The organism is Ktedonobacter sp. SOSP1-52 (assembly GCF_016587395.1).
Window position 1 is genome coordinate 666,891 of sequence record NZ_BNJH01000002.1, and the last position, 20,806, is coordinate 687,696.

At 55.3% G+C, this 20,806-nt stretch carries 16 protein-coding genes; 9 read left to right on the forward strand and 7 right to left on the reverse strand.

The annotated features are described in order from the left end of the window. Positions 1 to 522 precede the first annotated feature (522 nt). The 6 genes from JMJ16_RS18620 (at position 523) to JMJ16_RS18645 (ending at position 7,103) form a co-directional block, all read left to right on the forward strand. Positions 523 to 2,130, forward strand: coding sequence for a carboxyl transferase domain-containing protein (locus JMJ16_RS18620; protein WP_201383885.1), 1,608 nt, complete (start codon positions 523 to 525; stop codon positions 2,128 to 2,130). 182 nt (positions 2,131 to 2,312) lie between these two features. Beyond that, a complete protein-coding gene (corA, locus tag JMJ16_RS18625) occupies positions 2,313 to 3,296 on the forward strand; it encodes a magnesium/cobalt transporter CorA (protein ID WP_201383887.1) in 984 nt (327 codons plus the stop codon). A gap of 13 nt (positions 3,297 to 3,309) precedes the next feature. After that, entirely contained in the window at positions 3,310 to 4,110 is an 801-nt protein-coding gene (locus JMJ16_RS18630) for an enoyl-CoA hydratase-related protein (protein ID WP_201383889.1), read from the forward strand. 41 nt (positions 4,111 to 4,151) lie between these two features. Further along, positions 4,152 to 5,687, forward strand: a complete 1,536-nt coding sequence (locus JMJ16_RS18635) for an acetyl/propionyl/methylcrotonyl-CoA carboxylase subunit alpha (RefSeq protein ID WP_201383891.1) — start codon at positions 4,152 to 4,154, stop codon at positions 5,685 to 5,687. Further along, positions 5,624 to 6,175: an acetyl-CoA carboxylase biotin carboxyl carrier protein subunit gene (locus tag JMJ16_RS18640; protein WP_201383893.1), complete on the forward strand. Its 552-nt coding sequence runs from the start codon at positions 5,624 to 5,626 to the stop codon at positions 6,173 to 6,175. The genes JMJ16_RS18635 and JMJ16_RS18640 overlap by 64 nt, the downstream gene beginning before the upstream one ends. A gap of 22 nt (positions 6,176 to 6,197) precedes the next feature. Beyond that, a complete protein-coding gene (locus JMJ16_RS18645) occupies positions 6,198 to 7,103 on the forward strand; it encodes an NAD(P)-dependent oxidoreductase (protein WP_201383894.1) in 906 nt (301 codons plus the stop codon). A 73-nt stretch (positions 7,104 to 7,176) separates the two neighbouring features. Here the strand turns inward: JMJ16_RS18645 and JMJ16_RS18650 are convergent, their stop codons facing one another. The 3 genes from JMJ16_RS18650 to JMJ16_RS18660 all read right to left on the reverse strand — a co-directional run bounded on the left by JMJ16_RS18650 (position 7,177) and on the right by JMJ16_RS18660 (position 11,123). Next, a complete protein-coding gene (locus JMJ16_RS18650) occupies positions 7,177 to 8,304 on the reverse strand; it encodes a site-2 protease family protein (protein ID WP_201383896.1) in 1,128 nt (375 codons plus the stop codon). Between the two features lie 107 nt (positions 8,305 to 8,411). Then, positions 8,412 to 9,743: an Nramp family divalent metal transporter gene (locus JMJ16_RS18655; protein ID WP_201368652.1), complete on the reverse strand. Its 1,332-nt coding sequence runs from the start codon at positions 9,741 to 9,743 to the stop codon at positions 8,412 to 8,414. Between the two features lie 144 nt (positions 9,744 to 9,887). Beyond that, positions 9,888 to 11,123 (reverse strand): competence/damage-inducible protein A, encoded by a 1,236-nt coding sequence (locus JMJ16_RS18660; RefSeq protein WP_201368653.1) that lies wholly within the window; start codon positions 11,121 to 11,123, stop codon positions 9,888 to 9,890. Positions 11,124 to 11,562: 439 nt separating this feature from the next. Here JMJ16_RS18660 and JMJ16_RS18665 point away from each other — a divergent pair, with 439 nt between their 5' ends. The 3 genes from JMJ16_RS18665 (at position 11,563) to JMJ16_RS18675 (ending at position 15,567) form a co-directional block, all read left to right on the forward strand. Beyond that, positions 11,563 to 13,953, forward strand: coding sequence for an adenosylcobalamin-dependent ribonucleoside-diphosphate reductase (locus JMJ16_RS18665; RefSeq protein WP_201383898.1), 2,391 nt, complete (start codon positions 11,563 to 11,565; stop codon positions 13,951 to 13,953). Between the two features lie 274 nt (positions 13,954 to 14,227). Continuing rightward, positions 14,228 to 14,818, forward strand: coding sequence for a hypothetical protein (locus tag JMJ16_RS18670; RefSeq protein ID WP_201383900.1), 591 nt, complete (start codon positions 14,228 to 14,230; stop codon positions 14,816 to 14,818). 110 nt (positions 14,819 to 14,928) lie between these two features. Further along, positions 14,929 to 15,567 carry a DsbA family protein gene (locus JMJ16_RS18675; protein WP_201383903.1) on the forward strand — a complete coding sequence of 213 codons (639 nt, stop codon included), beginning with the start codon at positions 14,929 to 14,931 and terminating at the stop codon, positions 15,565 to 15,567. Positions 15,568 to 15,674: 107 nt separating this feature from the next. Here the strand turns inward: JMJ16_RS18675 and JMJ16_RS18680 are convergent, their stop codons facing one another. The 4 genes from JMJ16_RS18680 to larE form a co-directional block, all read right to left on the reverse strand. Beyond that, a complete protein-coding gene (locus JMJ16_RS18680) occupies positions 15,675 to 16,850 on the reverse strand; it encodes an aminotransferase class I/II-fold pyridoxal phosphate-dependent enzyme (protein WP_201383905.1) in 1,176 nt (391 codons plus the stop codon). A 334-nt stretch (positions 16,851 to 17,184) separates the two neighbouring features. Further along, the gene (gene nifS, locus JMJ16_RS18685; protein ID WP_201383907.1) at positions 17,185 to 18,372 is read right to left on the reverse strand and encodes a cysteine desulfurase NifS; all 1,188 of its coding nucleotides are present in this window, start codon (positions 18,370 to 18,372) and stop codon (positions 17,185 to 17,187) included. 249 nt (positions 18,373 to 18,621) lie between these two features. Beyond that, positions 18,622 to 19,464 (reverse strand): carboxylesterase, encoded by an 843-nt coding sequence (locus JMJ16_RS18690; RefSeq protein WP_201383909.1) that lies wholly within the window; start codon positions 19,462 to 19,464, stop codon positions 18,622 to 18,624. A 422-nt stretch (positions 19,465 to 19,886) separates the two neighbouring features. After that, positions 19,887 to 20,768, reverse strand: a complete 882-nt coding sequence (larE, locus tag JMJ16_RS18695; RefSeq protein WP_201383911.1) for an ATP-dependent sacrificial sulfur transferase LarE — start codon at positions 20,766 to 20,768, stop codon at positions 19,887 to 19,889. Between the last annotated feature and the right edge of the window lie 38 nt (positions 20,769 to 20,806).

Here is a 20,806-nt window from a genome sequence, read left to right on the forward strand (position 1 = left end):
TACTTGAAAATTCTTCGTAACGTGAAACTCCTACCCTGTCTTCACCATCACAGCTAAGGAGCTTCTATGACCACTACACCTGGCTTCACCCAACACTCCCTTCTCCTCAAAAACACAATCGCTCACATTCTACTAGCCATCTCCACACCCATTTCCCTAATCGCTCACATTTCACCACTCATCCTCAAAACAATAATCGCTCACAACTTTCCCACTTTACTCAAAACAATAATCGCTCACATCCCACTACTCACACTACTCAAAAACGCAATCGCTCACAACTTCTCCACTTTACCCCAAAATGCAATGGCTCACATTATCACCATCACTTTCCCAGGTATGCACAAATACCCCATCACTAGCTGACCCATGATGTTAGCTTGACGCTACTTTTGTGCGGTGCTATCCTGCATTTGGGAGCGTGTTCTCGAAATCGCGCTTCTCGCGCCTCTGTTTTGAAAGAAGGTAGCAATGAGGCTAGCTTCAGGTTCCCACATCACTGCTGAGAGGAACAACATTACTATGGCCATTCTTGACTCACGTATAGATACGACCGGCTCCGAGTATCAGGAGAATACACAGGCCTTCCAGCAATTGCTTGAGCAGTTGCAACAATCAGTTCAGACCGTACAGCAGGGCGGCGGCGAGGACGCGGTAGCCAAGCACCGCAAGCGCAACAAACTTCTCCCTCGCGAGCGCATCGAACTCCTCTGTGATCCCGATACCCCTTTTCTTGAGTTCAGCCCCCTGGCGGCCTGGGATATGTATGAGAACGAGGCCCCATCTGCGGGTATCGTTACAGGCATTGGCGTGGTTGAAGGACAGGAATGCGTCATCGTCGCCAATGACGCCACGGTCAAGGGCGGGACCTATTTTCCCATGACGGTGAAGAAGCACCTGCGCGCCCAGGAGATCGCCGAACAGAATCACCTGCCCTGTATCTACCTGGTTGACTCGGGTGGAGCGTATCTCCCCTTGCAGGCCGAGGTCTTTCCCGACCGCGACCACTTCGGGCGCATCTTCTATAACCAGGCACGCATGTCGAGCCAGCGCATTCCACAGATCGCGGTGGTCATGGGTTCGTGTACCGCTGGCGGGGCCTACGTCCCGGCCATGAGCGATGAAACCATCATTGTGCGTGGCAATGGTACGATCTTTCTGGGAGGTCCTCCCCTGGTCAAGGCGGCGACCGGCGAAGAGGTCAGCGCGGAAGACCTGGGCGGTGCGGATGTCCATTGTCGCACCTCGGGCGTGACCGATCACTACGCCATGAATGATGAACACGCCCTGGCCATCTGCCGCAGCATCGTCTCGCACCTCAATCAGCGCAAGTATCTCCCCTGGGAGGTTCGCCCACCTCGTCCTCCGCGCTATGACGCCAATGAGCTCCTGGGGCTGATACCGCGTGATCCACGCAAGAGCTATGATGTACGCGAGGTCATTGCCCGCCTGGTCGATGACAGCGATTTTCACGAGTTTAAAGAGCTCTACGGCACGACGCTGGTATGTGGCTTCGCGCGCCTGATGGGCTATCCAGTGGGCATCATCGCCAATAACGGCATCCTCTTCTCCGAGAGCGCACTCAAGGCCACGCACTTTATTGAGCTATGCGCGCAGCGCCAGACACCGCTAATCTTCCTGCAAAACATTACTGGCTTTATGGTTGGACGCCAGTATGAGAACGGCGGCATCGCTAAAGATGGCGCCAAGATGGTTATGGCGGTCGCCAACGCACCCGTCCCACGCTTTACGGTGATCATCGGCGGCTCGTTTGGTGCCGGCAACTATGGGATGAGTGGGCGTGCCTATTCCCCTCGCCAGCTCTGGATGTGGCCTAATGCACGCATTTCGGTTATGGGTGGTTTGCAGGCCGCAACTGTGCTGGCAACAGTACGCAAAGAGGGTCTCGCGGCACGCGGCAAGAGTATGACGCCCGAGGAAGAGGCGGCCTTTATGCAGCCCATTCTCGATAAATACGAGGAAGAGGGTAATCCCTACTACAGTACGGCGCGCCTCTGGGACGATGGCATCATCGATCCTCGCGACACGCGCAAGGTGCTGGCGCTTGGAATCGCAGCCTCCCTCAATGCGCCACTACCCCAGACGCCCTTCGGCGTCTTCCGCATGTAGCAACGTGACAACGCGTAGCGAGCTAGCGCCCCTGATCTGGCGGGTTGTGCCTGTCTCTGAGAGATGACATATAGAACAAAAGGATGGCTCCCTCGACGTCCTGGCGTTCTTATGCGTATCATTTCTGTAGCGATTTCACGCCTCTCGAGACAGGCCAACACCCAAACAGGAAAGGATTATCCATGATCCGAGGCACATATTGCGATAAAAAACAGCAGACCTTCCATTCCATTACCGACCTCAATGAGCTGAGTCAATTCAAAGACAACGATGACATCTTCCTCTGGGTTGACTTGCAGGACCCCACAAAGGAGGAATTGGCTAAACTGGGCGTGGAGTTCCAACTCCACCCGCTCGCGCTTGAGGATGCCACCCATGAGCACCAGCGGCCAAAAATTGAGGAATACGATAACTTCTACTTCGTCGTCTTTTACGCGGCCCATCTTAAGGCAGAGACAGGCGAGCTTGACTTGCGCGAGATCGATATCTTTCTGAACAAGCATTACCTGCTTACCGTCCACGAAAAACCTATTGAGGATCTCAAAGAGATTCAATTGCGCTGGACACGCAACGTGCAACAATTACACTGGGGAACGGGTATTCTCCTCTACTCTTTTCTCGATACCCTGGTCGATGACTATTTCCCGGTTGTCGATGCCCTGGTTGATCAGACAGAGGAGATTGAAGATCAGCTCTATCTCCAGCGAGGCCAGTTACGCGAACGCGATACAGCCCTCAAGCTCTTGACGCTACGCAAGAAATTCCTGGCGCTGCGACGCGTGGTCACACCTCAGCGAGATATTCTTAATGTGTTGACGAATCACGATAGCTCGATCTTCGATGAACGCATCAACATCTATTTTCGCGATATCTACGATCATATCACGCGCCTGGCCGATACAGTTGATCTGTATCGTGATCAGTTAAGCAGCACGATGGATGCCAATCTGACCGTGGCCTCGAATGAACTAAATAAAGTCATGCGCACCATGACGGCAGCCTCGATCATTTTGATGGTTGATGCCCTGATCCCTGGTATCTACGGCATGAACTTTGAGAACATGCCTGAGTTAAAATGGGAGTATGGCTACTTTGTCGTCCTTTTTCTTATGCTTGGACTCACTATTGGACTGATCGTTGTCTTTCGCCGGCTCAGGTGGTTCTAACGCAGGAGAGACTATGCTAGACTATCAACATCTGACGATTACCTATACTCATCAGGACCGCGTAGCTCAGGTGGCACTCAATCGGCCAGAGGTTCGTAATGCCTTCAATACGCAGACGATGCAAGAGCTGGTGCGGGCCTTCCAGACCCTGGGGATGGATGATCGCCTGCACGCTATCGTGCTTACAGGCTCGGGCAGCGTCTTCTGCGCTGGCGCGGATGTCAGCATGATGCAGCAGAGCGTTCATTATACCGAGGAGCAAAATCTGGAGGAGGCGCTCTTTCTCTCAGACCTCTTACATACTATCAATACATGTCCCTGCACCGTCATCGGGCGCGTCAATGGCGCCGCGATGGGGGGTGGAGTGGGCCTCATCGCGGTCTGTGACATCGTCATCGCCACGCAGAGCGCCCGCTTTGGCCTAAGCGAGGTCAAGTTGGGCATCGCGCCTGCAGCCATCTCACCCTATGTCATACGCAAAATCGGCGAGAGCCAGGCCCGCGCCCTCTTCATGACCGGTGAGCGCCTTGATGCCGAGCGTGCGCAACGTATCGGCCTGGTACATGCCATAGCTCCCGCCGAGGAGTTAGACGAAGCACTAGAGAAAACGCTCGCTGAGCTCTTAACCAGCGCCCCTCAGGCGGCGCGCGTCTGTAAAATGCTGGCGCTGAGCGTGGGTACAATGCCACATGATGAGGCGCGCCGCTTGACGGCGGCAACTATCGCAAAACTACGCGTCAGCCCCGAGGGGCAGGAGGGTCTGCGCTCCTTCCTGGAGAAACGTCAACCCAACTGGATTACCTCCGCCAACTAAAACCTTGTCATACATGCACTACAACGACGTGGGAAAAGCATATGTTTAAGAAGATTCTCATCGCCAACCGTGGCGAGATCGCTGTTCGCATCCAGGCTACCTGTCGCGAGATGGGTATCCAGACCGTTGCTATCTACTCTGATGTCGACCGCCAGGCTCGCCATGTCCGTGAGGCTAATGAGGCCTATCGCCTGGGTCCCGCCCCCGCAAGCGAGAGCTATCTGCGCGGAGATATCATCCTGGAGATCGCGCGCCAATGTGGCGCCGAGGCCATCCATCCTGGGTACGGCTTCCTTTCAGAGAATGCCGATTTCGCCGAAGCATGCGAGCAAGCCGGGATTGTCTTTATTGGTCCGCCAGCCTCCGCTATGCGCCTGATGGGTTCAAAAATCGCAGCCAAACAGATCGCTGAGCGTGTTGGAGCGCCTATAGTTCCAGGCTATAACGGGGAGCGCCAGGATGCAGACACCCTCCTGGCAGAGGCCAAGCGCATCGGCTTTCCGCTGCTCATCAAGGCATCGGCAGGCGGTGGTGGCAAAGGCATGCGCGTGGTAAACTCCCTCCAGGAGCTGCCAGAACAACTGGCGGGCGCCCAACGCGAGGCCGGGGCAGCCTTCGGCGATGACACCGTCTTCCTGGAACGTCTGATACTGCGCCCACGCCACGTTGAGATCCAGGTCATGGGCGATAAATATGGCACCCTGGTCTATCTGGGTGAGCGCGAATGCTCTATTCAGCGCCGCCACCAGAAGATTGTCGAGGAGAGCCCGTCAGTAGCACTTACCCCCGGGCTACGTGCCGAAATGGGTGAGGCCGCCGTGCGCATCGCCTCGGGCGCAGGCTATGTCAACGCGGGCACGCTGGAGTTTATGCTCGACGACGATGGCAACTTCTACTTCCTGGAGATGAATACGCGCCTGCAAGTTGAGCACCCGGTTACTGAACTGGTAACGGGGCTGGACCTGGTGCGCCACCAGCTCCTAATCGCCTCTGGCGAGCCACTCGCCTTTACGCAAGAGCAGATTACGACTCGTGGACATGCCATCGAGGTCCGCCTCTACGCGGAAGACCCACAGCAACAATTCCTGCCTTCAACCGGCACCGTGGAGCTCTTTGCGCCCACGCAGGGGCCAGGTATCCGCGTTGATAGCGGAGTGGAGTCTGGCGATGAGGTTACCCAGTACTACGATCCTATGCTGGCCAAGCTCATCGTCTATGGTGAGCATCGCCTCGCCGCCCTGGAGCGCCTGAGCAGCGCCCTTGAGCAGACAGCCCTCCTGGGCGTGACCACCAATCTATCGCTGTTGCAAAAAATCAGTACCAATACCGCCTTTCGCGAGGGGCAGACGCATACCAGCTTCCTCGATGAGCAAGACATGCTTGCCCCTACGGCCCCGGAGCCACTCCCAGCCGAAGTCCTGATCATAGCCGCGCTTACCGACCTTGCACCCACGCTCTCCTCAACGCCCACTCTTACAGGCACATCCCCTGGCAGAGCCTGGGTCCCTGGCGCATGCCAGGTGGCAGCTATACACGGACCTACCTCTATGCTCAGCAGCGTCATACCATCATACTAACTCCGCTTTGGGATACAATAGAGGGCAGGCATACTTTCGCCCAGTCGCAGAACTGGCGGATAAGTATCGATGACGGCCCACAGGAGCACATCAGTTGCCTGACACTCTCGGCTCATAGCTATCTGCTCACACGCGCGGGACAACAAAGTAAACTCGCGGCCCTGCGCAAAGGAGAGGAGACGCTGATCGCGTATCGCGGAGAGAGCTACATGCTTGAAGGGCGGCGCGCTCCCGATATTGCCACCACGGCCCAAGGCAGTGGACAGGGGAATGCGCAAAAGACGCTGAAAGCTCCCATGGCAGGAACCCTGGTCAAAATCCAGGTGCATTCAGGCGAGCAAGTAGAGGCCCACCAGGTGCTGGCGGTCTTAAGCGCGATGAAGATGGAACACTCGATCATCGCCCCCTACGCCGGTCGCGTACAACGCATCAATTACCAGGAGGGCGCGGTTGTGCCAGGAGGAGCCGTCATTATTGAGATTGAATAAAGCGCAGGAAGGAATAGACGCTATGCAAGTCGGCTTCATTGGTATCGGTGTTATGGGGCGCCCCATGGTCCTCAATCTTCTCAAAAACGGACACGAGGTGACCATTTTCGCGCGCCATCCTGAGAAAGCAGATGTCCAGGAGGTTTTGCAGGCCGGAGCCAAACAGGCCCCCTCGCCGCGAGCCGTGGCCATGGCCTCCGAGATCGTCATTACGATGGTCACCAACTCCCCCGATGTCGAGGAGGTTGTCGCCGGCCCTCAGGGCGTGTTCGAAGGGGCGCGCAAGGGATTGATCGTGATTGATATGAGCACCATCTCACCCAGCATGACACGCAAATTGCATGCCCAGGCTGGCGAGCGAGGAGTTCACTTCCTCGATGCACCAGTCAGCGGTGGATCCCAGGGCGCGGTCAATGGTACGCTCTCGATCATGGTGGGTGGCGAAGAGGAGATCTTTGAGAAGGCGCGCCCGGTCCTGGAGGCCATGGGGAAGAAGGAGAATATTTTCTACGTCGGCCCCAGTGGCGCGGGCGAGATCGTGAAGATCGTCAACAATATCCTCTGTGGTACCATTGCCGCCTCTATTGCCGAGGCCTTTGTCCTGGGTGTCAAAGCTGGCGCGGATGTCGACGCGATGGCAAAGGTCGTTGGCGTCAGCACTGGCGCGAGCTGGCAGCTCGCAAACCAGTTCCCTCTGCGCGCCTTCAACGGCAGCTTCCAGCCCGGCTTTATGACCGACCTGCTGCATAAAGACCTGGGCCTGGCGCTCGACCTTGCCTCTGAGAATCAGACGCCCATGGCCATGACGGCGATGGCGCGCCAGCTCTACGAAATGACCCGCGCCTCCGGGCATGGGCGCGATGACTATACCGCGCTCATGCAGGTCCTGGAAGAGATGGCCGGCGTCGAGGTTCGCAGTAAACAATAGTTAACGTAGTGGGAGATAGTGTGGCCCCCTGGCAGCCGCAGGCTGCCAGGGGGCCACACTATCTCCCACTACGTTAATTCACAACAAGCATACCCTGAGCAATTGACATGCCCAGGAAGAGCACCGCCGCCAGGCCAAAGTAGAGCACAGAGATGAGGATGCGCGTCGATATCGGGACCGTATAGAACGCCTTCATCTGTGGGCTATTTGAGCGGAAGCGCGCAGAAAAGAGCTGAGACCCTGCTATTATCAGGATCAAGACTAGCCAGAGCGAGAAGTTCCCGTGCATCCACTCCCAGACCTCGAAGCCCAGCAAGAGAATAAAGCCCGCAATCCAGATGCGGCGGTCGACCGCACCCAAGATACGCCCTCCATCAAAGGGCACCACCGGGATCAAGTTGAGCAGGTTGATAAAGAAACCAAAGTAGGCCAGGGCCATCCAGATGTTACGCGGATCGGGCTGTATCTCAGCAATAGCCAGGCAGACGCCCGCCGAGATCGCGCCCGCAATGGGACCACCAATGCTGATCTCAGCATCGTCCTTGGCATTCGTCGGCAGGCGTTGCAAAAGCGTCATCGCGCCAAAGAAGGGCACAAAGACGATTCCACCCACTGGCATGCCTTTGAGCTTGAGAATCAAGGCATGTCCAAGCTCATGAATAAACAAAAGCGCCACGATGCCCACCGCGAACTGCCAGCCAAAAACGATAGAGTACAGGCCAATGGTGATGAGGGCCGAGAAGCCTGCCCAACCAAACTTGAGCAATATCGCCAAACCCTTGAACTTGAGTAACCAGGAAAACAGCGCCACAATACCTGTGCCGATACCAGCCAGGCCACCCCTTCGCTTTTTTCCACCCTCGGCACTTCCACGCCTGGCCGCCTCTTGCTGCTCTACGCCCACATCGGTGGTGTATCCCTCCAGGCTCTGTGGCCCCCGGTACGCACCTGTGACTTCAGGCTGTACAGAAACAGGTTGCTGTTCCCTCGCGGCATAGGGATTATAAACCTGGTAAGGGCTATAAGACGATGTGGAGGCGCTAGCAGCCTGCTCGGGATAGATCTTGTCGGCCTCTTCCCTGGGAGGTGGCGCATAAAAACCAGGCTGCATATACTGTTTCGGCCCCTGCTCCTCCTCGTTCTCCTGCCCGCCAAACTCCCTGTAAGTATACTCAAAGGGATTATTTCTGTCTTCGTTCACGCAATGGCCTCGATTCTGCGCTGCATCGCGCATACACACATCTCATACTATAGATAACAACGTCCAATTTCTCTCTGCTATTCCAGAAAGTGGCCTCTACACCGGACTTAACCGGAAAAAGCTGGAAGGATATAATTTGTGGTCAGCCAGAGTATGACTAAAAGCGAGATCAGAATAACGGTCGCCCAGGAGATGATATTAAACACCACCCCATTGACACGTCGCCCCATCAATCGTCGCTTGTTGACTAACAGGATAATAAACACCAGGAGGATCGGCAGCATGGCCGCGTTCAATCCCTGCAAGAAGACCAGTACCTGGATGATGGGAAGGCCCGGGATCAGCGTTACCAGTACTCCAAGAATGATCAGGCCCGTAAAGATGCTTTGGAAAACGGGTGCCTCGTTAAAGCTCCGCGAGACGCCTCGTTCAAAGCCAAAGGCTTCACAGATGCCATAGGCGGTCGAGAGCGGTAGGACCGCAGCGGCAAGCAGGGAGGCGCCAAAGAGGCCAATGCCAAAGAGAAGCGTCGCGTAGGGGCCGGCAAAAGCCTTCAGGGCCAGGGCCGCATCCAGCGCTGTCTCAACTGATTGATGGTGCGGATAGAGGGTCGCGCCGGTCACGACAACCACAAAGATCGCGATGAGGACCGCGAAAATAGTCCCACTATAGACATCCAATTGCTCATAGAAGTACTCGCCCGCATGTATCCCTTTATCTGCGACCGAGGCCTGGACAAAAAACTGCATATAAGGGCTGATCGTCGTACCCACCAGGGCCACTGCGGCCAGGAGGTATTTCTGATTACCAGTAATTGAAGGGAAAACAATCTGCCTTCCAACCTCGCTCCAGTCTGGATGGGCAGCGAACGCAGCCGGGATGTAGGCCAGAAATCCGAGGGACATAAACAAAAAGATAATTTCAACGCGGCGATAGGACCCCTTGATCACCAGCCACCAGAGCACCAGGGCGGTTAACGGCACAACGATATACACCAGGGGGGTATGCACATCACCCGTGAATACCTGGACGCTCATCGCGATACCCATAAATTCGGAGATGGTGACGCCCGTATTCGCCACCAGCAGAGCCAGCATGGCCAGGGCCGCCCACCTGACTCCAAACTGCTCACGTATCAGGTCCGCCAAACCCTTGCCCGTGACGGCCCCCATACGCGCACACATTTCCTGCACAATCGCCAGGCAAAAGCCCGCGATGACGAGTGCCCAGAGTAGTCCATAGCCAAAGTCGGCGCCCGCAGTCGAAAAGGTCGCGATACCACCGGCATCGTTTCCTGCGTTCGCGGCAATGAGTCCTGGCCCCAGGACGGTAAAAAGCTTTAGGAGCGGCGATGTGCGGCTGATACGAAACCGTGAACGTCGCTTCGGCTCACCGCGCTCCCGCACGGCTATTTTTGTCTTTTGGCGCTTTGTATCCATAGGCCCATACCCAGAGGGAGCAAGATGGACACTTGCTCCCCTGACCTTTCCCGATCCTTATTCTTTCATGGCTCTGATCATAGCATGCAGGATATGCTCTTACAAGAGACGTATGCTGCATGCCAGTAGCCCAATGGTAATAATCTATTTTGGCTCTACACGTCCCTCTAGATAGAGCCTGAGTAGATTTAATGCTGTATTGACGGCATGGCGTTTGTTGTCACTGCGACTGGATCTCCATCCCGGTCCCATCCCTGTGACCACCCCATTGGGGCCTGCTACCGCGATATGCATTGTTCCCGCGGGCTTCCCATCAAGTTCATCTGGACCCGCCACCCCCGTCACACTAATACCAAAATCAGTCCCTATCTCCATACGCACCGCCTTCGCCATCGCGATAGCTGTCTCCTCGCTTACCACGCCATAGCGCTCAATCGTCTCACGTGGCACGCCAAACTGCGCTTTAAGATCAGTGCTATAGGAAACGATACCGCCGATGAAGTGGCTGGAACTGGTCTTGAAATCCGTAATGGTGCTGGCAAGCAGGCCGCCTGTTAGCGACTCCATGACGGAAAGCGTCTGATGACGCGCCTGGAGCAGGCTTCCGGTAACGCTGGCGAGCGTATCCCTATCGGTGCCAAAGATCAGCGCCCCCAGGATCTCACGTGCCTGCACTTCTGCCTCCGAGACCAGTTTCTCAGCCTCTTCGCTCGTGGCAGACTTGGCGCTGATACGCACATCGACGGCATCTGGTTTGGCGTAGGTCGCCACAGTTGGATTGCTGTTATGAATCAATTCACCCAGGCGCTCCTCGACGGTCGATTCACCCATGCCATACACCCGCAGGATACGCGTAAAGATCGTTCCGCCCAGGTAGGGAGCCAGGCGCGGGACCGCCTCCTCTTCCCACATGCGGTACATCTCACGAGGGACACCTGGCATAGCCACGATGATCTTCTGATCTTTCTGCACAAACCAGCCGGGCGCGGATCCACGCGGATTGGGCAGAGACTGCGCCGAGGGAATCAAGGTCGCCTGTTTGAGATTGCGCTCGGGCATGTCTCGTCCTGAAAAACGCGCGCGTAACTCCTGCTCCAGGACTGGATCAACACGCATCTCCTCGCCCATGAGTATACTAATTGACTCACGTGTCAGGTCGTCCTCAGTCGGCCCAATACCCCCCGTCATGATGACGAGATCTGAGCGTTCCAGGGCACGGCGCAGCGTCTCCACGACGCGCTCCTGATTATCACCCACCTGCGAGACATGATATAAATCAACGCCCAGGCTCGCCAGGCTCTGCGCCAGGAACGTGGCGTTGGTATCTGAGATGTGTCCTAACAACAGCTCGGTTCCACACGAAATAATTTCTGCCCTCATAAATCCTCCCTGCATATGGCCTCAGGTGGCCTTACACTTGCCTTTCTGCGCGTACCTACCAGGTGCTTTTACGCGTTTCCTCATCATATCACAAAAGCCACTAGCACAACATATTGTGTTAAAATTTATTAATCAACACAATATGTTGTGCTAGTGGGGTTGTTTTTGGTCGTCATTGCGAGTATACTGGATAGCGTAGAATATATTTTCGATAGCGAAACATGAGGATACACCCAAAGGGCTCTCAGCCGCATGTGTCTCACGTATCCATACAGCACCCACACAATTGACATGGTCCATGTCTCCATCGTTTTCAGCGCTGTCTTCTCACATCCATATTCTTTTGTATTGCACATAAAGCGACCTGGATGGCCGCAAAACAGTATCTAGCTCATACTTGATTTGACACCCAGAGTACAAGGAAAAGGAGCAAGCCTTTATGGTAGAACAACAGAAGCCACCACGACAGTCTGACTCCACGATACAGTCTGCACCTACCTCCGACATAGCCTCGCCCACCCAGTTAGAAGGCATTCGCCAGAAGGTGTTCATGGATAGATACTCTCTCAAGGATGCCACCGGGCAACCTCTGGAGTTCTACCCTGAAGATATGTGGAAACGCGTCGCCCGTGGCATCGCCTCTGTCGAGCAAGGCGAGGAGAAGCAGGCATTCTGGGAGGAACGCTTCTACGACGCTCTCTCCAACTTCCAGTTTGTCCCCGGTGGACGCATCCTTGCGGGTGCCGGAACTGGACACCAGGTTACATTTTATAACTGCTTCGTCATCCCCAGTCCGGAGGATAGCCGCCAAGGTATCCTGGAAAACCTGAAGGTCATGACCGAGATCATGGCTCGCGGTGGTGGCGTCGGCATCAACCTCTCCACGCTCCGCCCACGTGGCTCCTATATCAAGACGGTCAATGGCACGGCCTCTGGTCCCTGCTCCTGGGCGCAACTCTATTCGGTCGCAACCGGCGATGTCATCCAGCAAGGAGGATCGAGGAGGGGGGCTTTAATGATTATGCTCGACGACAACCATCCAGACATCGAAGAGTTTATCACGGTCAAGAAAAAGGCGGGCATGATCGAGCACGCCAACCTCTCGGTCTGCGTCTCCGATGCCTTTATGCAGGCAGTCAAGGACGATGCCGACTGGAACCTGGTCTGGCAGGACGAGGTCAAAAAGACTATCAAGGCGCGCCACCTCTGGGACCTGATCTGCACCTCGGCCTGGGAATCCGCCGAACCAGGTGTCGTCTTCATGGATCGCTGCAACAAAGAATCAAACACATGGTATTACGAAACGATACGTTGCGTAAATCCATGTGGAGAGCAACCGCTTCCAGAGTGGGGAGTGTGCAACCTGGGCGCTCTCAACCTTGCGGCCTTTGTCTCGGATGGAGCCATGGATTGGCAGCGATTGGCAGAGATAAGCAAGGTCTCCATGCGTTTCCTGGATAACGTCATTGATGCGACCGACTACTTCTTTGAGGAGAATCGCGAGGCCCAGCTCGGCACGCGCCGCACAGGCCTGGGGACAATGGGCCTGGCCGATGCCCTGATCAAGATGAAGGTCGCCTATGGTAGCGAGGCCTCAATCCCGGTGATTGAGCGCATCTACTCGACGATCCGCGACTCGGCCTACGAGGCCTCGACGGAGATCGCCGCCGAGAAGGGACCCTTCCCACGCTTCGAACGCGACAAATACCTCCAGGGCAAGTTCATCAAGCGCCTGCCCAAATCGCTGCAAGAGAAGATCAAGAAGCACGGCACACGTAACGCAGTCCTGCTTACCCAGGCACCCACCGGCACGACCAGCCTGCTTTCAGGCGTCAGCTCGGGGATTGAGCCAGTTTTTGACTTCGCCATGATCCGACGGGACCGCACGGGCGAGCATATTCTCTATCATCCTCTGCTCCAGGCCTGGCGCGATGCGCATCCCAACGCATCAACACCTCACTACTTTGTCTCCTCAAAGGATCTCTCGCCCGAGGAGCATATACGTGTACAGGCAACCGTCCAGCGCTACACTGATGCCAGCATCAGCAAGACGGTGAACGCGCCCAACAACCATACCGTTGACCAGGTCGAGACGCTCTATCGCCTGGCCTATGAGATGGGCTGTAAGGGCGTGACCTACTACCGCGATGGCTCGCGTGACGCGGTCCTGACTCGTATCGAGGATGAGAAGAAGCAGAAACAGGCCACAGGCGATGCGAACGAGACCCAGGGCCTGATGATGGAGCCTGTGACCTCGATCCGCCAGGGCATCAAAGAGCGGCCCGCTGTTGTCCACGGCTATACACGCCAGGTGCGCGCCCCCGAGGGCAAGATCAACATTACGATCAATAGCGACGAGCAGGGTCCCCTGGAGGTCTTTGTAACCCTGGGTAAGGCTGGTAGCGATATCGCGGCCCTCTCCGAGGCCCTGGGGCGCCTGATCTCGTTGAACCTGCAACTGCTCAGTCCGCTCTCGCAGATGGATCGCGCCAAGGTCATCACCGAACAGCTACGCGGCATCGGCGGCAGCCGCTCGGTTGGTTTCGGCGTGCAGCAGGTGCGCTCACTGCCCGATGGCGTAGCCCGCGCGCTGGAACTGCATATCGAGTCGCAGCTTGCGAGCGAGAAAGCAAAGGAGGACGCCGCCTCTGAACAGGACGATCCCCCTGTTGAGCAGAAGCACAATGGAACGAATGGCACCTATCATGAGCATGGCGACCTTAGCACACTCAACCTGACGGGCAACCTCTGCCCCCAGTGCGACTGCAACACCATGGTCTACGAGGAAGGCTGCCGCAAATGCTATAACTGCGGCTATAGTGAATGCTAGCCTCGGTAGGTAGTATGGTGAACCCTGCCAGCCGCAGGCTGGCAGGGTTCACCATACTACCTACCAGAAAGAAGTTACACACAATATACTAACGCTCGCTCTTATTTTCGCATTCCCCATCAGAATGGCAACGTCACCAGATCCTGAGCATATCTTTAGATCCGCCCTCCACATTTTGAGCCAAACTTTATTCCTTTCCCTCTATACTAATAACACAGACACCTGCTATTTGCTCAGTAACACCAGCTACTCATCAATAAGAATGGAAACGCTTATGCAGTATTTACTCCTGCCTTTTACGCACAGTATCGATAGAGAAGCAATCGATCAGGCTCTGGTCATGGCAGAGAACCTCTCTGCCTGCCTGGTATGTGTGGCCTTCATTCCTTGCTCACCCGACAAACACAAAGGAATTCGTCTGGAACGTATTCAACAGGCCAAAGACTTTCTGGAATATATGTACTACCGGACCAGGCAGGCAGGCGTAACGCTACAGCGTATGGAACTTTATGTTCCCAACCTTGAGGAGAGTATTTTACGCCTCTCGCAGGAGATGAATAATGCACCCATCCTGCTCTTCACACGCCATGAACGCGGCATCCTGCTCGAACTCTCGACTATTCGCAGTGTGATAGAGGATGAGCGCAGCCGCTACTATCTGCTCCTGCTGGCTCAGCCTCATGGCAGCATTGCGCTCCCCCAGTTCCTCCGCCCGCTCCTGCAAAAATATCAGGGGACAGCGAAGGCACCAGTCCTGCGCTTTCTTAGTCCGCACCGCGCGGATCCCGAATCCATGCTGCTCGGCTCACATCGTCTCTTGGAGAGCAGAAATGGGAACCAGTCATTTCTCAGAAGCAATTTCTAGGCACCTTCAGCCACTCTCCATTTGACATTCATCTTTGCGAGGGAATATTCTATAATCGCACACTTCAGAAAGTAAAGTGTGACTATTGATACAGTTGGGGAGTGATTTTCATGAGCTTGGAAGCTACGCAACCCAAGAAAGTAAACATGCACGTTGATCCACTCTGCCCACTGGCGTGGCGCACCGCCCTCTGGATGCGCAATGTACGCCAGGAGCGCCCAGTGGACATTACCTGGAAACTCTTTAGCCTCGAAGTGGTTAACCGCCAGGAGGGTGTACAGCCCGACTATGTGAACGGTCGCGGCTGGACCGCGCTTCGCACCCTGGCCCTCACTCGTCGCCAGAAAGGGAATGAGGCCCTGGAGAAACTCTACGTCGCGCTGGGAAATGCCGCCCACGGACGCAAAGAGAATATCAGCGAGCGCTCAGTCGTCGAGGCAGCTGCACAGGAAGCGGGACTCGGCAGCGACTTTGTCGCCCAGGCCCTCGCCGATGAATCGACGGTCCAGGAGGTACTCAACGACCATAAAGAGGCCGTTGATCGCTACGCAGCCTTTGGCGTACCCACCATCGCCTTTGAAGGTTCGACCGTAGGCTTCTATGGCCCGGTCATCCATAGTGTACCCGAGGGCGAAGAGGCTGCGACCCTCTGGGATCATACCTCCTACTTCCTGACCCAGCCCAATGTCTTTGAGTTGAAACGCGACCGCGCCCAGGCTCCATCCTGGGAACCTGTTTCCGCCAAATAATACAATTGGTCAATGATGTAGTGCACCGCGACAGCCGGCTGTCGCGGTGCACTACATCATTGACCAAAGCGAGCGCCACAGGCGCGAGAAGCCAAGCAGTGTAGGCGCTACCTGGCGTGCTTCTGCAAGAAGCGCTCGATGCGCACCAGGGCCTCTTCCAATTTCTCATAGGAGGTGCAGTAGGCGCAGCGCACATAATTGCGTCCCGCCTCACCAAACGAGCTACCAGGAACGACTGCGACCTTCTCTTCAAAGAGCAATTTCTCCGCGAACTCTTCGTCGTTCATCCCCGTATTGCCTATAAAGGGGAAGGCATAAAATGCGCCTCGTGGCTCACAACAGGCCAGGCCCAGCTTATTAAGGCCCGCCACAAACATCTGGCCCCGGCGCTCATACTCATCATGCATCCGCTTAACATCGTCATCGCCGTCGCGCAGTGCCTGTAAAGCGGCCTCCTGGGGCGCAGTCCCGGCACACATAATAGTATACTGGTGGATCTTGAGCATGGCCTCAAGGATCTCGGTGGAGGCCGCGACGTAGCCCACGCGCCAGCCGGTCATGGCATATGATTTGGAGAAGCCATCCATCAAAATGGTGCGCTCCTTCATCCCGGGTAGCGAGGCGATGCTAAAGTGATCAACACCATAGGTCAGACGGCTATATACCTCGTCGGAGAGCACAATCAAATCATGCTCGACAGCCAGGGCAGCGATCTTCTCAAGCTCCACACGGGGAATCACCGCACCTGTGGGATTATTGGGATTGCCCAGCAGAATCATCTTGGTGCGCGGGGTGATAGCCGCGGCGATCTCCTCCGCGCGTACAGCGAAGTCATACTGCGCGTATGTTGGCACCGGAACCGCTACCCCCCCGGCGAAAATGATGTCCGCCTCATAGGCCACATATCCCGGATCGGGCGCGATCACCTCGTCACCGGGATCAATGATGGTACGCATAGCCAGGTCGACACCTTCGCTTACCCCGACCGTGACCAGGATCTGCTTAGCGGGATCATACTCTAAGCCATAGAGCGCCTGCAATTTCTTGGCGATCTCCTGGCGTAGCTCAATCATGCCATAGTTAGAGGTGTACTGCGTATGTCCTTCTTCAATTGAGCGAATACCAGCGCGCCGAATATGTTCTGGCGTGACGAAGTCGGGCTCTCCCACTCCCAATGAAATAACCTCTGGCATGGTATTAATAATATCAAAGAACTTACGAATGCCAGAGGGCCTCACCTGCCGCACCCGCTGCGACAACGTTTCACGTTTTAACGTATCCATCCCCTAAAACCTTTCCTTTCATCCAAGCCTTGAGGCTTCGTTGAGCACGCTCTACAACAACCTGGCACAAATTACTTGACGCAATCGTTTTCTATTGTTAAACTCTTATTAGTAATATGGGTTGAAGGCGCAAATCATTTCCTCGATCTGTCTGACGATACTGCAATACTGTAACATAAAAACAGTCATCCTTACAACAAGCCAATTGCCCATATTATGGCTGAGCAAAAGCCAATTCCAGCCTGGCCTTTGTGTGCTGGCAGTGCTCCCACACAAAACAAAAGAAGAGAGGCCATGCTAACGCATATGCCTCTCTTCTACCTATACTTTTCGGCTATAGGCCCAGGGTCCGCACCTTCTCTACCACTCCAGGCAAGAGCGCGATGACTCGCTCAACCTCTTCCTCGGTATTCTCCTTACCGAGCGTCAGGCGCAAGCTCCCATGCGACCACTCCGGCGGATAGCCCATGGCCTCTAATACATGTGAGGGATCAATCGAGCCTGAGGTACAGGCCGAACCAGTCGAGGCCGCGATCCCCAGCATATCCAGATGAATTAGAATCGATTCTCCCTCCACCCCCTCAAAACAGAAGCTCGCATTATTGGCCAGGCGTTGCACTAGATGGCCTGTCAGGCGGCTCCTGGGAATGGTCAGGATGCCCTCGATCAGGCGATCGCGCAGTTTGCGAATACGTGGCGTCACGGTCTCTAGCTCTTCCTGGGCCAGCCGGAAGGCCTCGGCCGTCCCGACGATTCCCGCGACATTCTCGGTACCGGCCCGCCTACCACGCTCCTGCGATCCCCCCTGCAACTGTGGCAGGATGCGCTTCCCTTGCTTGACATAAAGAATACCCATCCCCTTTGGCCCATAAAATTTATGCGCCGAGAGCGAGAGCAAGTCCACATTTAACGCGGCCACATCGATGGGGAGTGCGCCACCCGCCTGCACCGCATCCACGTGGAAGGGGACCTTGCGCGCACGACAGATCTTGCCAATCTCGGCTATAGGTTCGATGGTTCCGACCTCATTATTAGCAAACATGATCGAGACCAGCACGGTTTTATCAGTAATGGCCCGCCCAACCGAGTCTGGATCGATCAACGCGTTCTCGTCAACTGAGAGATAGGTCGTCTCAAAGCCAAAACGCTCCAGGTAGTTACAGGTGTGCAGGACCGCGTGGTGCTCAATCGAACTGGTAATCAGGTGGTTACCCTTCTTTTGCGAGGCAAAGGCCATGCCCTTGATCGCCAGGTTATCGCTTTCAGAACCACAACCTACAAAGGCGATCTCAGCGGGCTGGCAATTGAGCAACGCTGCCACCTCTTCACGCGCATGCGAAATGGTCTGCATCGCCTGCCGGCCCAGCGCATAGATACTGCTGGCATTGCCGTACTGCTCGGTCAGGTGCGGCATCATACTCTCAAGAACACGTGGGTCAAGCGCAGTCGTGGCCGCGTGGTCCATATAGATAAGGCGCTGCGCACGCTCGGGCGCCTCTGACTGTAAAACATGCTCTGGCATAATTACTATTTCCTGCTTATGGCAAAACCCTATCACTTCTTACTTGGTGTGCAAAGAACACTTAGCTAAACAGATTATACCATAGCCGGGATAGCTACAGAAAATAGTGACGCATCAGCACCTACGGTGCTTCGTATGGGTAGGGGTGTGTTGGCGGCACGCTGGCTTTGCCAGCGTGCCGCCAACACACCCCTACCCGGCGAGCCATGCAATGGCGAGTAGTCACTGCCAACGCAAACAACTAATTCGCTAGCCGCTTAAGCGATCATGCAAGACAATATCATTAATAAACGAAGCGCAGAGAAAACAGAGTTGTTCTTGCTCAAGATCTGTCATCACAAAATGGCCACTCCGCTCCAACCAGTGCAGCGATTTGGGGGCATACACGGCCTTGCGATACAACTCGGAGGCGCTCTCAGGCGGGTTAAGCGCATCCTGCTTTCCCTGAATAATCAGTAAGGGTGTCACCAGTTCCTGCAAACGCACGCGCAGTTCCCGCACCAGTGCGGTCATCTGGCGCCAAAGCGCGCCGGGGTAACGCGCTTCCTTAAGTGCAATCTCCAGTATCTCGTCTTCACTCAGTTCCTCAACTCCTTTGGGGTCAAGGAGACGTATACTCGTGAGAATATCATGGCGCACACAGGGATCCTCCAGCGCATATCCAGCCAGGGGCTGCCGGTGCTTCGCAAAGTAGTCGCCAAAGGGAAAGCTCAACTCCTGAAACAGGCGCATAGGCGTTGACATAGCAATGACGCCCGCAATCTGTTGACCAAAGTCCAGGGCCGATAATATCGCCAGGACCGACCCCACGGAGAAACCACCCAAAAAAACATATGGGTAGTCTTCTAGCTCCATTACCTCCTCAGCGATGGTCTTCAACCACGCCTCTCGCTCAACCTGGGCCAGGTGCTCTAAGTCGCCATCGTGGCCTGCTAGCGAGATGCCGCGCACTCGGATGCCCTGTTGCGCCAGATACTCGCCCAGGTCCCTCATCTCTAATGGGCTCCCGCCAACATTATGCACCAGTACACAGGCCCTATCCGTATTCTGTGGCCCCAGGGAAAAAGAGACCGCGTTTCGTTGTAGTTTCATCAGATCCTCCGCCTCTGGATACCCCTGCCTGTAGGCATAGGAAGGAAAGAGGCTCCATGCCTCTTAAGAGTTCCTTACACAGGATGTTAGTGCTATACAAAACACACTTCTCTCCCCCTTATGCTCACGCTCCTCCGCTTAAAAATCTATACGTTTCTATCCTATCTAACGTTCGTTTGTCTAAAAATATATCACTCCCGCAGGCAAGAAATAGATACACAAAATAGATACACACATACATATCTACGTTGGCACAACGCAGAATTTCACCCTTTTTCTCGACAAAAAACCTACATGCTTGCTTTCGCTGCCACAAAACACATCTATACGTTCTACAAAACTGGCCTCGTGACAGTATCCAGGCACATACCCAGTTACCACCACGAGGCCCGTTCTCTACATTCGCAATGCACGCATGCGACCTACTCAGCGGCTGTAGCATTCTTCTTCTTGAAGAAAGACTCATTCATGCTGCCCGTGCGGTACCCTAACAAATCGACTGTTACATAGGAATAGCCAATCTTACGCAGAGCATCGGTCACCTTGCGGCTCATCTCTTCTTCTACCAGACGAGGGATCTCTGAGCGCTCCACCTCAATACGGGCGATTTTATCATGGTGGCGCACACGCAACTGGCGAAACCCCTGCTCGCGCAAAAACTTCTCCGCTTTATAGACCATCTGCAAAGAGGCCACATCCACTCGGCTCCCATAGGGAATACGCGAAGAGAAACAGGCCATCGCGGGCTTATCCCAGACCGGCATACCCAGCATTTTCGCAATGGCACGGATCTCTTTCTTACCCATCTCCGCCTCTTTGAGCGGCCCCCGCACACCAAACTCACGCGCCGCCTTCTGCCCGGGACGAAAATCTCCATCATCGTCCTTGTTGACGCCGTAGGCGATATGACGTAAATTGTGCTCCTTCGCCACCGGCTCCAGACTTGTGAAGAGCTCGGTCTTGCAGAAGTAGCAGCGCTGGACGGTATTGGATGCATACCGTTCATCCTCCAGTTCATGAGTCTCCAACGTCACAAGAGGCAGGCTCATCTGCGTGGCAACCTCGATTGCTTCTTGCGTCTCTTCAGGAGCATAGGCCGCTGATGAGGCAATCGCGCCTAGCGCCCGATCACCCAGGACGTCGTGTGCGACCTTAAGCAGAAGCGCGCTGTCGACCCCACCTGAATAGGCAACCAGCACCGACTCCATCTCGCGCAAAATCTCTTGCAAACGCTCATATTTCGCCTGCGTCTGGGCATCCAACGGCTCTACGTGTTCTTGTATTGTGTGGGGGGAATTTAGCATTCTTCTTTACTCCTGGTAGGCTACGAGCTTCTCGACTT

Bases quoted from the DNA above. Each gene is read 5' to 3' on its own strand.
- JMJ16_RS18620 (WP_201383885.1), top strand. From the start codon at position 523: ATGGCCATTCTTGACTCACGTATAGATACGACCGGCTCCGAGTATCAG.
- corA (WP_201383887.1), top strand. From the start codon at position 2,313: ATGATCCGAGGCACATATTGCGATAAAAAACAGCAGACCTTCCATTCC.
- JMJ16_RS18630 (WP_201383889.1), top strand. From the start codon at position 3,310: ATGCTAGACTATCAACATCTGACGATTACCTATACTCATCAGGACCGC.
- JMJ16_RS18635 (WP_201383891.1), top strand. From the start codon at position 4,152: ATGTTTAAGAAGATTCTCATCGCCAACCGTGGCGAGATCGCTGTTCGC.
- JMJ16_RS18640 (WP_201383893.1), top strand. From the start codon at position 5,624: ATGCCAGGTGGCAGCTATACACGGACCTACCTCTATGCTCAGCAGCGT.
- JMJ16_RS18645 (WP_201383894.1), top strand. From the start codon at position 6,198: ATGCAAGTCGGCTTCATTGGTATCGGTGTTATGGGGCGCCCCATGGTC.
- JMJ16_RS18655 (WP_201368652.1), bottom strand. From the start codon at position 9,743: ATGGATACAAAGCGCCAAAAGACAAAAATAGCCGTGCGGGAGCGCGGT.
- JMJ16_RS18660 (WP_201368653.1), bottom strand. From the start codon at position 11,123: ATGAGGGCAGAAATTATTTCGTGTGGAACCGAGCTGTTGTTAGGACAC.
- JMJ16_RS18665 (WP_201383898.1), top strand. From the start codon at position 11,563: ATGGTAGAACAACAGAAGCCACCACGACAGTCTGACTCCACGATACAG.
- JMJ16_RS18670 (WP_201383900.1), top strand. From the start codon at position 14,228: ATGCAGTATTTACTCCTGCCTTTTACGCACAGTATCGATAGAGAAGCA.
- JMJ16_RS18675 (WP_201383903.1), top strand. From the start codon at position 14,929: ATGAGCTTGGAAGCTACGCAACCCAAGAAAGTAAACATGCACGTTGAT.
- JMJ16_RS18680 (WP_201383905.1), bottom strand. From the start codon at position 16,850: ATGGATACGTTAAAACGTGAAACGTTGTCGCAGCGGGTGCGGCAGGTG.
- nifS (WP_201383907.1), bottom strand. From the start codon at position 18,372: ATGCCAGAGCATGTTTTACAGTCAGAGGCGCCCGAGCGTGCGCAGCGC.
- JMJ16_RS18690 (WP_201383909.1), bottom strand. From the start codon at position 19,464: ATGAAACTACAACGAAACGCGGTCTCTTTTTCCCTGGGGCCACAGAAT.
- larE (WP_201383911.1), bottom strand. From the start codon at position 20,768: ATGCTAAATTCCCCCCACACAATACAAGAACACGTAGAGCCGTTGGAT.